The organism is Sedimentimonas flavescens (assembly GCF_019264375.1).
Lineage (GTDB): Bacteria > Pseudomonadota > Alphaproteobacteria > Rhodobacterales > Rhodobacteraceae > Rhodobacter > Rhodobacter flavescens.
Genome location: NZ_JAHVAI010000018.1, coordinates 30,356 through 43,411, shown reverse-complemented (window position 1 = coordinate 43,411; position 13,056 = coordinate 30,356). Strand labels below are relative to the sequence as shown.

Annotated in this window: 17 protein-coding genes; 3 read left to right on the top strand and 14 right to left on the bottom strand. The window is 60.3% G+C overall.

From position 1 onward, the window contains the following. The first annotated feature begins 71 nt into the window (after window positions 1-71). Window positions 72-383, top strand: a complete 312-nt coding sequence (locus KTQ37_RS14780) for a Na+/H+ antiporter NhaA (RefSeq protein WP_218631285.1) — start codon at window positions 72-74, stop codon at window positions 381-383. 275 nt (window positions 384-658) lie between these two features. On the opposite strand, the gene KTQ37_RS14775 is transcribed toward KTQ37_RS14780, so the two are convergent. The 8 genes from KTQ37_RS14775 to KTQ37_RS14740 all read right to left on the bottom strand — a co-directional run bounded on the left by KTQ37_RS14775 (window position 659) and on the right by KTQ37_RS14740 (window position 6,418). Beyond that, entirely contained in the window at window positions 659-970 is a 312-nt protein-coding gene (locus tag KTQ37_RS14775) for a hypothetical protein (RefSeq protein WP_218631278.1), read from the bottom strand. A 19-nt stretch (window positions 971-989) separates the two neighbouring features. Further along, window positions 990-2,009 (bottom strand): protease modulator HflC, encoded by a 1,020-nt coding sequence (gene hflC / locus KTQ37_RS14770; RefSeq protein ID WP_236021251.1) that lies wholly within the window; start codon window positions 2,007-2,009, stop codon window positions 990-992. Then, window positions 2,006-3,076, bottom strand: a complete 1,071-nt coding sequence (hflK, locus tag KTQ37_RS14765) for an FtsH protease activity modulator HflK (RefSeq protein WP_218631277.1) — start codon at window positions 3,074-3,076, stop codon at window positions 2,006-2,008. Before hflK ends, hflC begins: the two co-directional genes overlap by 4 nt. Before the next feature lie 80 nt (window positions 3,077-3,156). Beyond that, entirely contained in the window at window positions 3,157-3,648 is a 492-nt protein-coding gene (locus tag KTQ37_RS14760) for a hypothetical protein (RefSeq protein ID WP_218631276.1), read from the bottom strand. A 150-nt stretch (window positions 3,649-3,798) separates the two neighbouring features. Beyond that, window positions 3,799-4,605: a transglutaminase-like domain-containing protein gene (locus KTQ37_RS14755; RefSeq protein ID WP_101754712.1), complete on the bottom strand. Its 807-nt coding sequence runs from the start codon at window positions 4,603-4,605 to the stop codon at window positions 3,799-3,801. A 34-nt stretch (window positions 4,606-4,639) separates the two neighbouring features. Then, a complete protein-coding gene (locus tag KTQ37_RS14750; protein ID WP_218631275.1) occupies window positions 4,640-5,443 on the bottom strand; it encodes a hypothetical protein in 804 nt (267 codons plus the stop codon). Between the two features lie 325 nt (window positions 5,444-5,768). Beyond that, window positions 5,769-6,113: a hypothetical protein gene (locus KTQ37_RS14745; RefSeq protein ID WP_218631274.1), complete on the bottom strand. Its 345-nt coding sequence runs from the start codon at window positions 6,111-6,113 to the stop codon at window positions 5,769-5,771. Continuing rightward, window positions 6,110-6,418, bottom strand: a complete 309-nt coding sequence (locus tag KTQ37_RS14740) for a hypothetical protein (protein ID WP_218631273.1) — start codon at window positions 6,416-6,418, stop codon at window positions 6,110-6,112. The genes KTQ37_RS14745 and KTQ37_RS14740 overlap by 4 nt, the downstream gene beginning before the upstream one ends. Window positions 6,419-6,761: 343 nt before the next feature. Between KTQ37_RS14740 and KTQ37_RS14735 the strand changes: the two genes are divergently transcribed. Next, window positions 6,762-7,181: a hypothetical protein gene (locus KTQ37_RS14735; protein ID WP_218631272.1), complete on the top strand. Its 420-nt coding sequence runs from the start codon at window positions 6,762-6,764 to the stop codon at window positions 7,179-7,181. Beyond that, window positions 7,178-7,591 (top strand): hypothetical protein, encoded by a 414-nt coding sequence (locus KTQ37_RS14730; RefSeq protein WP_236021250.1) that lies wholly within the window; start codon window positions 7,178-7,180, stop codon window positions 7,589-7,591. The genes KTQ37_RS14735 and KTQ37_RS14730 overlap by 4 nt, the downstream gene beginning before the upstream one ends. A 275-nt stretch (window positions 7,592-7,866) precedes the next feature. On the opposite strand, the gene KTQ37_RS14725 is transcribed toward KTQ37_RS14730, so the two are convergent. Genes KTQ37_RS14725 through KTQ37_RS14700 form a run of 6 tightly spaced genes read right to left on the bottom strand, consistent with a single transcriptional unit; the run spans window position 7,867 to window position 13,042 of the window. Next, window positions 7,867-8,904 (bottom strand): TrbL/VirB6 family protein, encoded by a 1,038-nt coding sequence (locus tag KTQ37_RS14725; RefSeq protein WP_218631271.1) that lies wholly within the window; start codon window positions 8,902-8,904, stop codon window positions 7,867-7,869. Further along, the gene (locus KTQ37_RS14720) at window positions 8,904-9,323 is read right to left on the bottom strand and encodes a hypothetical protein (protein WP_218631270.1); all 420 of its coding nucleotides are present in this window, start codon (window positions 9,321-9,323) and stop codon (window positions 8,904-8,906) included. The genes KTQ37_RS14725 and KTQ37_RS14720 overlap by 1 nt, the downstream gene beginning before the upstream one ends. A gap of 15 nt (window positions 9,324-9,338) precedes the next feature. Next, the gene (locus tag KTQ37_RS14715) at window positions 9,339-10,373 is read right to left on the bottom strand and encodes an ATPase, T2SS/T4P/T4SS family (protein WP_218631269.1); all 1,035 of its coding nucleotides are present in this window, start codon (window positions 10,371-10,373) and stop codon (window positions 9,339-9,341) included. 1 nt (window position 10,374) lies between these two features. Further along, window positions 10,375-11,700, bottom strand: coding sequence for a TraB/TrbI/VirB10 family type IV secretion system protein (locus KTQ37_RS14710; protein WP_218631268.1), 1,326 nt, complete (start codon window positions 11,698-11,700; stop codon window positions 10,375-10,377). Further along, window positions 11,697-12,398: a TrbG/VirB9 family P-type conjugative transfer protein gene (locus KTQ37_RS14705; protein ID WP_218631267.1), complete on the bottom strand. Its 702-nt coding sequence runs from the start codon at window positions 12,396-12,398 to the stop codon at window positions 11,697-11,699. Before KTQ37_RS14705 ends, KTQ37_RS14710 begins: the two co-directional genes overlap by 4 nt. After that, window positions 12,395-13,042: a VirB8 family type IV secretion system protein gene (locus KTQ37_RS14700; protein WP_218631266.1), complete on the bottom strand. Its 648-nt coding sequence runs from the start codon at window positions 13,040-13,042 to the stop codon at window positions 12,395-12,397. Before KTQ37_RS14700 ends, KTQ37_RS14705 begins: the two co-directional genes overlap by 4 nt. Window positions 13,043-13,056: the final 14 nt, after the last annotated feature.

Genomic DNA, 13,056 nt, shown 5'->3' with positions numbered 1-13,056 from the left:
GATGCTGTCGCCCGTCGAGTTCGAACGGCAGCGGAAACTGAGACCCGAAGGCGTCTAGAAAACGCGGGGCTATTCAAACAGTCACTCTGGCGGTCATTGCCGGATTGGTATTGGGAAAGCCGATCGGCGTACTCGGTTTCAGCTGGCTTGCAGTTCGTTCCGGTATTGCGGTGCTTGCGCCGGGCCTGTCCTGGCCCTTCATCGTGGCCGGCTCGTTTCTGGCGGGCATTGGGTTCACGATGTCGGTCTTCATCGCGGATCTGGCCTTCGATGCGACGATGCTTAACGCTGCCAAACTAGGAATCCTGTCAGGATCGGCCTTCGCTGCGACAATCGGCACACTGATACTGCTTCAACTGACACGGCTCGAGACGAGGACATGATACGCAACCCATGACGACGCTCAGAGACTGCAGCCTTTTGGAGTGCCCAGGATTTTGGATTTGGGCCAGGGCGCTGCAATACAGCTGTCACCGGCGCCCTGACGAGCGGACAGGTTGCACCGCCGTTTGCCATGAGTGCGACGCTTTGCACCGCCGACAAATCCGTTCCCCGAAGCCTTCACTCGGAAAGGGCGTGCGGCAACGGAGACAAAGACGCTCTTTCGGGACATCGTCGATGGCCCGCACAGGCCCATTGTCCTGATCCACGAGTTCGGTCATCGATCTGCGCCACCCTCTTCAATCAGCCGTGCCAGATCACCAAGCGTGCGCTCGATGAGTTCCTGTCGCCGGGCGTCACTGGCTTCGGCGGTTTCCGAGTAGCGCCGTATCAGATACTGCGCTTTGAGCGCTGCCTCATGCCAGTTGGCGGCGGGTTGGGCGAGGAGCTGTACTTCGAGTTCCTCCTGCCGCAAGCGGAGCGCTCTTTGATCGGCTTCGAAATCCTTCAGGGAGTGTCGCCGGATGTCGGCCGCGATCCGGCCTTCGGCGCTTCGCCTTGTATCGAGGTCAACCGGATCGTCGGTCATCGCTATTGTCTCCCTGGTATCATCGTTCGACCAACGCTTCGGCCCCTGCACGGGCAGGGTCAGCCCCTGCGCCTGGCGTTTCTCCTTCCATTGCCCTCAGGTATCCGAAGAGATCGCTGTCGGTCGTGAGAACAAGTGTCGTTCCGCCCGCGATCATATCCTTGTAGGCCTGCATGGTTCGCGTGAACGCGTAGAATTCAGCGGCCTCGGGAGTGATGTTGTAGGCTCTTGCATAGATGTCCGCCGCCGAGGCATCTGCCAGGCCCCGGATTTCTTCCACCTCCCGGTAGGCTTCGGATTGGATCTTGTTCAGGTCGCGCACGCGGTTGCCGCGGATACGCGCGGCTTCGCCATTGCCTTCGGACAGGAAACGCTCGGCGATCTGTCGTCGCTCCGAGATCATGCGATCATAGATCTTCGGACGCACGCTTTCGTTGTAGTTGATCCGCTTGAAGCGGATGTCGAGGAGTTCTATCCCGAAGACACGAACCTTCTCTGCGGCAGCCGCGAAGATCTCCTGCTCCACCATTGCCCGGCCCTTTTGTATGGGGACCAGCGCACCGATGTCCTGCGCGCGCTCTTCATCCGTCAGGAGCGTGTCCCGCAGCGGCACCCTGCCTTTCGTTGTTCGAATGATCTCGATCAGCTCGTGCTTGGCGACGGCATTGCGGGTCTCGCTGCCGAGAATGTCGTCGAGCCGCGATTGCGCGCTGCGCTCGTCGCGCAGGCGCAGGAAATACTGCAACGGATCTGTAATTTTCCAACGGGCGAACAAGTCCACGGAAATATAGAGCTTATCCTTGGTTGGCATGTCCGAAGGGTTGCCGTCCCACTCGAGAACCCGGCGATCGATCCGATTGACCTCCTGAATAAAGGGGAGTTTCAGCTTGAGGCCGGCTGTCGTGATCGGTTCTCCAACGGGTTTGCCGAATTGCGTAATGATCGCCTGTTCGACCTCGCCAACCGTGTAGAAGGCGCCCGGGGCGGTCACGACAACCGCAACGGCGAGACCTGCAAGAATGCCAGATTTCAGTTTCATGGCTGATCCTCCCGGGCCCGATCGAGCGTCAGAAGCGGGAGAATGCTCGCGGTCGAGCCATCGACGATGATCTTCGACCCGATCCCTGGCAGCACGTCCTGCAGGGTCTCGATATAGATGCGCCGTCTCGTGACTTCGGGCGCCTTCACATATTCGGCCAGAAGCGCGGTGAACCGTGCGGCATCACCTTCAGCCTCGTTGATGCGTTTCAGGCGATAGCCATCGGCCTCGCGGATGCGCTGGTCTTTCTCGCCCTCGGCCAGCGGAATGACTCTGTTGTATTCGCGACGCGCTTCGTTGATCAGGCGCTCCTTCTCCTGCTGCGCCTGATTGACCTCATTGAATGAGGCCTGAACCGGTTCGGGCGGGTTGATGTTCTTGAGCTGCACCTGATCGATGCTGATCCCCATCGCATATTTGGTCGTCAGCGCCTGCATCTTCAGAAGCGCTTCGCTTTCGATCTCCTGTCGGCCTATGGTGATGACCTCGTCGACCGTGCGGTCGCCGACCACCTCACGCATCACGGATTCGGAAACATATCGAAGCGTCGCGCCCGGCTGACGCACCTCGAAGAGGAATTTCAGAGGCTCTGATATCCGGTATTGCACCACCCACTCCACGAGAGCGGCGTTCAGATCGCCGGTTACCATCTCGGTTTCGCGACGGCCATCGACTGGACTTTGAAACGGATCACTCGCGCCCGGCGTTGTGAAGCCGAATTCCTGTTTAAGCTGACGCTTCACGGGAACCAGCGTTGCCACATCGATTCCAAGCGGAAATTTGAAGTGAAGCCCCGGCGGAACCTCATCAGTGTATTTTCCAAATCGCTGGACGACTGCGACGGAGTCACTCGGAACCGTGTAGTAGGACGACCAGGCGACAACTGCGAAGAAAGTAACAGCCCCTAGCACCGCGATGCTCTTGGCGGGCGGCAGCCCACTTGGCAACAGGCCACCCAAGCGTTCGCGACCCTGGCGGAGAATGGCATCGATCTCTGGTGGAGCGCGCTTCTGTCTGGTGTTCCAAGGCCCTCGATCTTCCGGGCCGTCATCCTCATGATCAGTCATGGTGTTTTCCTCTTTTTGGGTTGCGGCCATCTCTGATGAGGCCGAGAGCCGAAGGGTCTGCGTATGTACTTCGGCACGGCTCAATTTGGCCGCGGTGGCATTCCCTCATTCTCCGCAGCCTGAATCGAACATTTGTCCTGCGGCGTTCTGACTTCACGGACGGGTGTCGTGGCATCAGGGGCGGCCTCAGACGAACGTCTACCTGAGTAGAGTTGCCGAAGCTGCATTTCAGAGACGCCATCGGCCTGCATAACCAGCCGCACCATCGGGTCTGCCAGCATCTCTTCGAGGAAGAGCTCCGTGAGTTCTTTCCCGGTGAGTTCATCTTTTGCGCGCGCCGCATCGAGGTCAACCAGAGAAACCGTCAAGGTTCGTGACAGTCCTGGATGTGAAGTTCGCGGATGCAGATTTATCAGGACCGAGGCCTTCCAGGCATCGGGGTTTCGGTCATCGGGCGGCGCACTCAGCTCGGTTTCGATGTCGTAGGTTCCGGCCGGCAGCATTTCGTCAAAACCCGGGACAGTGAACGGTCTCGAAAACACCGCAACGCTCTTTAGTTTGGGGTGTTCCATCTGCGTCCTCCTTGTTTACGGTCAATTCGGTGATCTCATGTTCCGCCAGCGGCCTCCCCTGCGTTGGAAGACCTTCAAATCCAGAGCCTTGCCTCAGAGAGGATCAGAGCCGTGATCGCCTGATGGCCGACCACTTGGATTGAGGCCCGATCAGGTCAATTGATCGGTCCAGACCCGGAATTCCAACAGCGTGCTTGGCCCGAAGGTCTGCGTCAAAGGCACATCCGCGGCATCCCGGCCGCGCGCGATCAGGATCCTTGCGGTGCGCCGTGTGTTGTTGCGCGGATCGAAGACCCACCAGCGACCCTCGAGAAAGACTTCCATCCAGGCCGCGAAATCTCCGGGCGGATAGGGCTCGGGCTCGCCAATATCGCTCAGATAGCCCGTGCAATAGCGGGCCGGAATGTTCATGCATCGGCAGAAGGCGATGGCGAGATGCGCAAAATCACGGCACACACCGGCCCGGCCGGCAAGCGTCTGAGAGGCTGTGCGGGTCGCATTCGCCTGCATATAGTCGAAAGCCACAGTCTCGTGGACGAAATCGCAGATCGTCTGGACCCTGGCCCATCCGGGCCTTGTGTTCTCAAACAGCCGCCAGGCTTCGTCGGACAGAAGATCCGTGTCGCAATATCGGCTGCCGAGCAGATAGACGAGCGTCTCGAACGGCAGATCCTGGACCGCGTGCTGGGCCGCATCCGGAGCAGCGGGGTCGAGCAACCCGCCATCCCGGAAAATGCCATCGGAGGACAAGGTGAAATCGCCCGCTGGTGCCACCATGCGCGTGCACCAGTTTCCGAAACCGTCACGGTAGCTTTCGAGCGGGACGCTGGGAGAGGTGACGAGATAGTCGGCGCGCTCCAGATCACCGAAGCGCGAATAGTGTACATTCAGCATTGCGATCAAGGGCGTCGGTTGGGTCAACGCGTAGCGCAGGCGGCATCCTAAGCTGACGCTCATGCCGGACGCACGAGGACCCCCCGAAGTGTGCGGATCATCGTCCAAGAGCACACCCCCCATCGGACAAGTGAAAGCCTCGGTCACAGGTCCAGCGGTTGCCGGATCGGTCGAGATGAGCGTTTTGCGGCAACTCGATCGCGACGCAGTTCCGATCCTTGCTCTCATATCCACGTTCGCAACGCCATCCAGGCCCGTAGGTATCTGTATCCAAGAAGGCATTGGCCGGTAGCACGACGACATCGCAGCGATCGTCCACCTCGAAAAATCCTCTATCGCACCGCCAAGTATCGCCGTACTCGGCGTTAGTCAGATAGCCGTTCTCCGGCACCGCAACTGGCACGCATGCATCCTCGCCCGCGACGAAGCCGCGATCACAGGTCCAGCCCGTGCCTCCGGGATCTTCCGTGAGAAATGCGTGTTCCGGCAGGATGATTGGAACGCAGGTTTCGCGGTCCTGCCGATATCCGCGTTCGCACTGCCAGTCGTAACCGGAAGATTGCAGGAAGGCGTTGGCGGGCACAAGGATGGGGGCGCAAGATGCCTCACCCACCTCTTCGTATCCGCGGCGACATTCCCACCCCGTTCCGTAGGAACGACCCGTCGCATAGGCATTCTCCGGCAGTTCAATCGCAAGGCACTCAGCGCCATCCACCCGATACCCCAGGACACAGTTCCACCCTCCGCCATAGCTGCGGGCCTGCGCGTTCTGCGGGATCGGTCCAGTCCCGTCCTGCGCAAAGACTGGAAACGCGAGAGAGGCGATCATGCCGGCCACCGCAGTCAGTTTCGCAAAAAGGCGCCCGAGGGTCCTGCCATGTGAATGCGCATCGTGTTTCATTTGCTCAATCCTTCGCAGTGGGGGGCTTCGCGGTCGGGGGTGGTGCGCTTGCGCGCCTGATTTCGGGTGCACCGGCCGGGATGTTGCGGTTTGCCGCCGGGCGCCTGCGTCGCGCCACGGGAACAGCCACCGGTCGTGTCGGCATGCCTTCGTTCTCCGCTGCCTGGACCGCAAACTCGATCTGTCCTGTGGGTCGAAGACCCCTTTCGAGAGCGATCACACGACCTTCAAGCTCTGTAGTCTCAGCGCAGCGCGCGGAAATCTCTTCCGTTGCGGGCGGGGTCTTTTCGTTGCTGACATTTGAGGGCTGTTCCATTTGGACCCCTTACAGTTCGAGCTCTGCGAGACAGGCTTGCGCGATGTCGCGGTTCGGAGCGTCTGCGCCTGGTACGGTGGCCCATCCGGCCTTCATAAGCGCGTCGCGCTTCTGATAGGTGGAGGCAGCCCGGATCGCTTCCAGCTTTGCAGCCCGCTCCGGATCGGTCCGGGCCATTTCCAAGCATACGGGCACCATGGCCGCGACAACATCGTTATGGGCCATGGTCATGGCCCTGTCGCTCGAGGTTCCACCGGTCACCCAGCCGCCCCAGGTAAATCCGACAACGCCAAAAATGACCGCGCCGATTGCGGCGCCGTAGATTCCGGGTTTGAGCCATTCGGGAGTGTTCATTCCAAGTCCTCCGACGGGGAAAGCGCCGTCTCGCTATTTGGCTTCACGGACCTTCTGTCCAATTCAAGTGCCGTTTCCAGATCGAGCTCGCTGGTCGGTCGTCGTTCGACTAGCCCCGCCATGCGTCCCTTTCCGCGAACGGTCAGATACGTGGCCGTTCGCCGGTAGGCCGCGAAGCTGAGACCTTCCAGAAGCTCTTCCTCGACGACCACGTCGTAGTCGCCGGCGGGCAATTCATCCGTGTAACCGGACAAGAGAAACGGGTGTTCGAACGTCACAGTCGACTTGGTCGAGCGCATGGCCATACCTGATCTCCGTGCTGTCTGCGGGGGGGCAGCACCACGTCCACCCCATGATTTCGGGGAAGAGGCACAGCGTGCTGGTATCAGTACTTTTACCTGACGATCGGACGACACGCCCTGACCCATGTTAGCATGGCTCGCAATGGTGAGCTGACGGGCAAGACCCGAGCGGGTCTGGCATTGGCAGCGTCAGCTTGGCGCCAGACTGATCTGCATCAGCCCGTGCAGGGCGGAATTTGGGCAGGATCGACGCCAACCGAGGTCTTCTCGGCCGGAGTTGGCGACCCAGATCGTTCTGTGTCTAAACCTGCCGAGATCCCGAGCCCCATTTCTGGAGGAAGCAAAAATGCCCGTAGCCGGTATCCTCAATTCCCATGACCCCGCATTGGAGCGGTTTCTCTACGCCTCTGTCGGCGAAGATCGAAATGGCTCCAGCGTGACCGTGCTCTCTGCGCTTGCCCGGCTGGACCTCGATCCTTGGGACGTGGCCGCCGAGCTTGCGTCTTCGGGGCGTCGAGCGGCCGTCTCGCGTCTGGGAAAGCTGCTGTCACGTAGCATTGACGTGCCTGCACTTGCGACGGAGAATGGAGAGGTGGCCCGCAGCCTTGCCGCTCTCCTTCCGGGTGCCGCACCGGCCGCTACGAGTTTTAGCGATGCGTTGCATAAGGGCGTCGCCTTCTCGCCCGGAGCCGTCCTGTCGGTGACGCTCGTGATCCTGATCCTGATCCAGATCCTCTTTTCCGGCACATGGGAGACAGCCGAATGACCCTCTCCGTGCCGCAAAAGACCACTGTCGAACATGCTGCAAATAAGATCGGCAGGCCCTCTCCAGCGGATCAGGAAAGTCTCTGGGCTATGGAAGAGCGCTTCTGGACCAATGGCGCCGACAACGCGCGCACGACAACTGCGAAAAACGCAGTCATGATCTTTCCGTATCCTTCGGGTATCCTGCAGGGCGATCAGATCTGGCATGGCCTGACGCGCAGGACCGGCTGGCGGTCCGTGGCGATGGCTGAGCGCAGAGCAATGCAATGTGGCGACATTGTCATTCTCAGCTACCGTGCCTCTGCTGAGAAACCCGATCTGCCCATCTATGAAGCACTTTGCGCCTCCACCTATCTGAACGATGTGGGTGGCTGGCTCCGCACGTCTCACCAGCAGACTCCAGTCGACTGAGCCGTATGATGAGCCCATAGAGCGGTTCCGTATTTGCCTGAATCAAAGGCCGATTCCGGATCGGGTTGTTCAGAATATGGTCAAGGTAGCTAGCATCGGAGACCGATGCCGTATGCAAACAATTTTCGCGAAAGAGTTAACAGATCGAAGCATCTAGGGGATAGCCCGTCGTCGAGAATTCCAGTTTAGAGGATTCTGACGTAGTTTAGAGCGGTTGCGGGGCAGGATTTAAACCAACGGCCTTCATATTCTCAGTCCGAATGGGCGTTCTCATTTCAATGCGCTCTACCCTGTCCCAACCGCTTCGCCCTCTCCGCCATCCTAACAACTTGCACACTTGCCATCGCCACGGAGCTCTGCGCGGACGCAGGCGCCTGCACAAGGCCTCTCCCAATCACCTCCCCGCTGGTCAGCGCACCAATCCGCGACCTGCCTTTGACGCCGGCCGTGTTGAAGATCCCACGCACGACCCCAGCCGATCCAGCGACAATGGCGGGCGCGGCCGCCACCATCAGGTTGCCCGAAATCCCCCTCACGATCAGAGGTGTCGCCGCGACGAAACCTTTCGCCAGGAAGACCATCACGAAGAATGGCACTAGCGATCCGATGTTGGTTGCCGAGTTCGGATCGCCGAGCTGGGCGAGCAGCGAATTCGCCATGCCGACGACCGTCGAGAACATTGCTGCGATTACGATGGGGTAGAAGGCATAGCTGACTGTCGTCGAGACCCACCTATGGAAGAAATCCTTGGTCGCGTCGAAGAGCGACAGTGCGATCATGATCGGAGCGAGGCCGAGCATGAGGGTCAGCATCATCTTGGCGAAGATGAGGACGATGCCGGTCATAAAGCCAAGGAGGCTCAAAAGAACAAGCCCGATGCCGCCTAGGATCGCGCCCGTCATCCAGTTCAGGTTGCTGCCGATGGCATTCAGGTACCGGCTGAATTTTTCGATCAGGATGTCGAATTCGCCGGCAAAGTGTGTGGCTCCGGCTCCTCCGCCGCCAACCGAAGACACCAGTGCGCCAGCGACGTAGTCCAAGCCTCCAATGACTGCGTTTGCTACTGCATTGAAGTTTGCCCAGTTGAAGGCGAACAGACCGATAAGGGTCAGCTTGATCAGGTACCAGAAGAAGCTGGCCCCATCCATGCTGCGGAACTGGAATGCCATGTTGATGCAGACGCCGATCAGCGAAAGCGTGACCATCAGCAGGACGATCGTGCCGGTATTGCTTGCCACGGCCCCGAACTGGGACTCAGCCGCATCGACAAGGAACGCGTCTGCCGTTTCGACCATCCAGCTGACAACGCCCATTACCAGTTGCCTTGAGCTTCGCAGATTGTACGCACTCTCGGCTCGAGTTGCTTCTTTACTTCAATCCAGTCGCGGCGAAACGCCGAATGCTCGGCTTGGCTAAGGCCTGCATACCTTTCATGATATTCGCCATCGGAGCTATCCCAAGCGGGAAAGCGGGTTTCACAGCCGCAGTCGCCAGATTCAGCAATCTCTTCCCAGGCCCGAATTTCGTACAACTCCATCAAAGCTGCTGCCTTGTAAGCTTCACGCGGATTGATTTCGTCCATCCAAGTCGGTCGCGCCGGACGCTCGTTGCAGATCCGGTACTGTTGAGGCGACATATCGACTGTGAGATCGTTTGAGACCTGAGGCGAAGTCTGCGCCATAAGGGGACCCGCCAAGGCGGCAAGCATGAGTGCAAGAATTGGTTTTCGCATCTGGGGGTTCCTTTCTTACTCAACGGCAACGGAGGGGCTCTTGTTACCTCTGCCGTCGACCGTGTCGAGGTTCAAATCTGTGGTTTGACCCGGCAGGAAGAACTCGGTGATTCCGCGCGCGCCTTCATGGCGGCCTGCCTGAATGATCACGTCGATCGAGCCCTCAATGTAATCGATCATGTCGGCATAGGTCATCGGCACATCGGTTTTCAGGGCGGCGATGGCGAGGCGGCGAACAGCAAGTTGTGGGGTCTCGGCATGGAGCGTAGTCAGCGATCCACCGTGGCCGGTGTTGATTGCCTCGAGAAATGTCATCGCCTCGCGCCCGCGGACTTCGCCTAGGACGATCCGGTCAGGTCGCATGCGAAGCGTTGAGGCCAAGAGCACATCGGCACTGCGGGCATCCGTGTCCCGGTCCGCGATCAACGTCACGGCATTGGGCTGCTCGGGGCGCAGCTCGGCCGCCTCCTCGATGGTGATGATCCGCTCTTCGGGCGGGATCAGCGAAAGGATCTTGCGCGCCGCGACCGTCTTGCCGGTCGATGTGCCGCCCGAGACGATCATATTGAGCTTGTTCTCGACGCAGAAGCGCAGCGCGGCGTCGATGTCGCCGGAGGCAACCACATTGCGCAGCGCGGCGTTCCGTTCCCGGCGCAGATCCTCAAGGCTGCGTTCCTTGCCGAAAAGGAATCCGAGTTTGATCTTCTCAAGCGGCAGGGAGGAAAAGAACCTAAGAGAAATCGAGAAACCGCCCTCGACTGCCGGCGGCTGGATCACCTGCGCACGGATCGGGCGATCTCGATACAGGATCGAGACAGAGACGATGGGCTTCTTGGTGCTGAGCGTGGTCGAGGCGGCCGAGGCGATTTGGTTGCCGAGGTCCTTGATCTCGGTCTGGCTCAGCGGGCTGCCGAGACCTCGCATGAAGTGATCGCCCTGGAATTCGCCCCAGACTTGTCCGTCGGGATTGATGCAGATCTCGATCGTGTCGTCGCGCAGGACTTCGGGGCCGAAACGGTCGAGCGACGCCTCCAGATAACTTGCAGCCATGTCAGAAAATCTCGAGGTCACGATCAACCATGACCGTGATCCGTGTACCCTGATCGACATGTATCACCGGCCGGATCGCCAGATAGTCCTGCATCACGCTTTGCGTACTATCGCGCAGATCGGTGCCGACATCACTCGCAACATCGGCCGCCGCCTCGCTGTCGATTTGACCCGCTGCAGCCGCAGGCAGGGCACCGATCAAGGAGATTAGCGCGGCGGAGCCGAAGCGTTGCGCGAAACGGGTGTCGACAAACCCGGTGGTGCCAGTACGGCCGAGTTCGTCTCCACCGAAGGCGCTAATCTGAACGGTCTGATTATCGGGAAGGATGATCCGGTCCCAGGCCACCATGACGCGCGATTGGGCGAGTGCGACATCGGAGCGGTAGCGCCCGATCAGGCGCGCGCCGCGCGGGATCAGGATACGCGTTCCATCGAAAGAATGGACGTCTTCCGAAACGATGGCGCGGATCGCGCCGGGCAGTGTGCTGTCGAGGGCCGTCTCAGTCACAGCCTGAATCATGGTGCCCTGAACAACCGTGTTCGATGGGTTCGCGATCACTTCGGCACGTGTCACCTGTGCAGGTTGCGCGCCCGAACGAACAAAGGCTTCATCTGCATTCAAACGTGCGGCTTCCAGCGTATTCTCCCTATCCGCACCTGCGCCCATCCCGGAGAAGGCGATCATAGGAGACGCGATACGCTCTGCGCGGGCCTCGGCTTCGGCTGCGCGCCGCCTTTCGAGTTCGGCCAGCCGCAATTCTTCTTCACTTGGTCCCAATGAGGTCGGCTCTGGTGGCGCAAGCCTTGCAAGTTCCAAGTCCATTCGGAGCTGATCCAATTCGCGATCCCGCTCTGTCAGCTGCCGCTCGAGGGCACGCTGAGCCTCGGCGGATGCTTCCTGTAAGGTGGCAATTTGCGCCGTCAGGTCCGCAATCGCCTGCTCCGCCCCGCTGTCCGCGGCCTCGGCCGGTCTTGCGCGTAGTTCCTCGAGTTCCGCTCTCAATGTCGCAAGACTTTCCATCAGCGCGAGTTCCGACTCGCTCGGACCTGTGTCCGCAGGCGGGGCTTGGCTGGGCTCCGGGGCAGAAATCGGCGCCAGATCTCCGAATCCGGGGCCGTTGCTCTGAAACTCTTCCGGCGCGGCGGTCGCCATTGGTGCTTCTGCCGACGGCTGCAGGGCAGCCCACGCCAGACCACCTGCTGCGGCGATGCCGACGACTCCAAGGATCGCGGCAAGCGGTGCAGGCCGCTTGTTGGCCTTCGCTTTGCCTGTCGAACCTTCGAGAGCCGCGAGGCGCGCGGCGAGGTCTTCCGTACCTTCGGTCATGATGTGGCCTGTCCTGCGTCCTGGACGCAAACCACATCTTCTCCAAGGCGAAGGACCCATTGTCGGTTGACGCCAGACACGCGGATGACGCCGTCACTTGAGGTGTGGCTGTTCACCGCGCGTTCCCTGCCGTTCGAAAATCGGAAGATGGCGGGCACCGGCGCGTTCCGTGCAAACCGGAAATACGTGAAGGTACCATCATCCCAGATGGCCGTCGGCGTGAACTCTTCTCGGGCGCTGACCGCATAGTTCGCGTTCGGCGCATCGGCTGCAACCGCCCTGGTGGGTTGCACGCGGTTTTCAGGATAGCGGAACTGCACGACGTAATGCGGCGTCTCCCGGGCTTCGACGACATGGAAGTAGTAGGAGTGGCGGTTGGTGTAGACGGTGATGTTGGTGGCGACGCCAGATGCTGTTGGCTTGATGGCGAAGGCACGGCCACCCGGGACACCGTCGAATTGAAACCCGACCGTATCGCCGGCGATGATCGAGCGGATGGTTTCACCCTCACCGAATTCGACCGTGGTGACGCGGGTCAGAGTCGTGACGACACGGTAAACCTGGCCCTCAGTCCAGGTCGCCACGCGCACGCGATTGTCGTGCGAGCCTGGGCGGGGGGTGGTCTCGGCCAAGGCAGTTGTTCCCGCGAACGCGAGAATGCTGGCGGCCAACAGCGTAGAGATTAGAGTGCGAGTCATTCGGAACGGTCCGATCGGATGGCATATTGGGTAACAGTGAAGCCGAAAGGGTTTTGCCAGACATCGTCGATCGCGCGGGTCCGCTCGGGCCGGAATTCGAACATCAACGTGGCAGTGAACGATCCATCCTGTACCCCTTGCGGGCTTGTCAGGCGCTTTCTGAGCCGCACCTGGGCGCGGTTATCGCCAATAAGGGTGATCGATGCGATCTCAACGGCCATCTCGGCCGCAGCCCCGTAACGCGTCGGCGGATAGCTGTCCTGCCCCGATGTCCACATCGCGCGCATGTTGGCCTCGGCTGATCCGGAAGACTGTACGAGGACACGGCGGACACGAAGATCGTTGTCAAGCTGGTTGTAGGTCTCGCGGTCGAGAATATAGCGGTAGATTTGCGCTTCGATCACGGCAGGCCGTTCGGCCAGCGACACGGTTTCAACCGTGGCATTGGGGAGCGCCATCCCGGTCGCGGGATCGTAGGGCACAACCACGGGAGGCGGCGTCTCGACCATCAGCGCGACAGCCGCAGCCGCCAAACAGCCGAATACGCCAAAACCTGCCCCGGAAATGCCGATCATCCGCCAAAGCTGTTCCCGGCGCAGGGCACCGTAGACAAGTTCCTCTTCCACGAGCTCGCGCGCAGTCATCACCCCTGCCCCAC

Excerpts from the sequence above, each read along its gene's own strand:
- KTQ37_RS14745 (WP_218631274.1), bottom strand. The coding sequence starts at position 6,113 with ATGAACACTCCCGAATGGCTCAAACCCGGAATCTACGGCGCCGCAATC.
- KTQ37_RS14730 (WP_236021250.1), top strand. The coding sequence starts at position 7,178 with ATGACCCTCTCCGTGCCGCAAAAGACCACTGTCGAACATGCTGCAAAT.
- KTQ37_RS14700 (WP_218631266.1), bottom strand. The coding sequence starts at position 13,042 with ATGACTGCGCGCGAGCTCGTGGAAGAGGAACTTGTCTACGGTGCCCTG.
- KTQ37_RS14755 (WP_101754712.1), bottom strand. The coding sequence starts at position 4,605 with ATGAGCGTCAGCTTAGGATGCCGCCTGCGCTACGCGTTGACCCAACCG.
- KTQ37_RS14710 (WP_218631268.1), bottom strand. The coding sequence starts at position 11,700 with ATGACCGAAGGTACGGAAGACCTCGCCGCGCGCCTCGCGGCTCTCGAA.
- KTQ37_RS14725 (WP_218631271.1), bottom strand. The coding sequence starts at position 8,904 with ATGGGCGTTGTCAGCTGGATGGTCGAAACGGCAGACGCGTTCCTTGTC.
- KTQ37_RS14715 (WP_218631269.1), bottom strand. The coding sequence starts at position 10,373 with ATGGCTGCAAGTTATCTGGAGGCGTCGCTCGACCGTTTCGGCCCCGAA.
- hflC (WP_236021251.1), bottom strand. The coding sequence starts at position 2,009 with ATGAAACTGAAATCTGGCATTCTTGCAGGTCTCGCCGTTGCGGTTGTC.
- KTQ37_RS14760 (WP_218631276.1), bottom strand. The coding sequence starts at position 3,648 with ATGGAACACCCCAAACTAAAGAGCGTTGCGGTGTTTTCGAGACCGTTC.
- KTQ37_RS14775 (WP_218631278.1), bottom strand. The coding sequence starts at position 970 with ATGACCGACGATCCGGTTGACCTCGATACAAGGCGAAGCGCCGAAGGC.
- KTQ37_RS14750 (WP_218631275.1), bottom strand. The coding sequence starts at position 5,443 with ATGAAACACGATGCGCATTCACATGGCAGGACCCTCGGGCGCCTTTTT.
- KTQ37_RS14705 (WP_218631267.1), bottom strand. The coding sequence starts at position 12,398 with ATGACTCGCACTCTAATCTCTACGCTGTTGGCCGCCAGCATTCTCGCG.
- KTQ37_RS14720 (WP_218631270.1), bottom strand. The coding sequence starts at position 9,323 with ATGCGAAAACCAATTCTTGCACTCATGCTTGCCGCCTTGGCGGGTCCC.
- KTQ37_RS14735 (WP_218631272.1), top strand. The coding sequence starts at position 6,762 with ATGCCCGTAGCCGGTATCCTCAATTCCCATGACCCCGCATTGGAGCGG.
- hflK (WP_218631277.1), bottom strand. The coding sequence starts at position 3,076 with ATGACTGATCATGAGGATGACGGCCCGGAAGATCGAGGGCCTTGGAAC.
- KTQ37_RS14740 (WP_218631273.1), bottom strand. The coding sequence starts at position 6,418 with ATGGCCATGCGCTCGACCAAGTCGACTGTGACGTTCGAACACCCGTTT.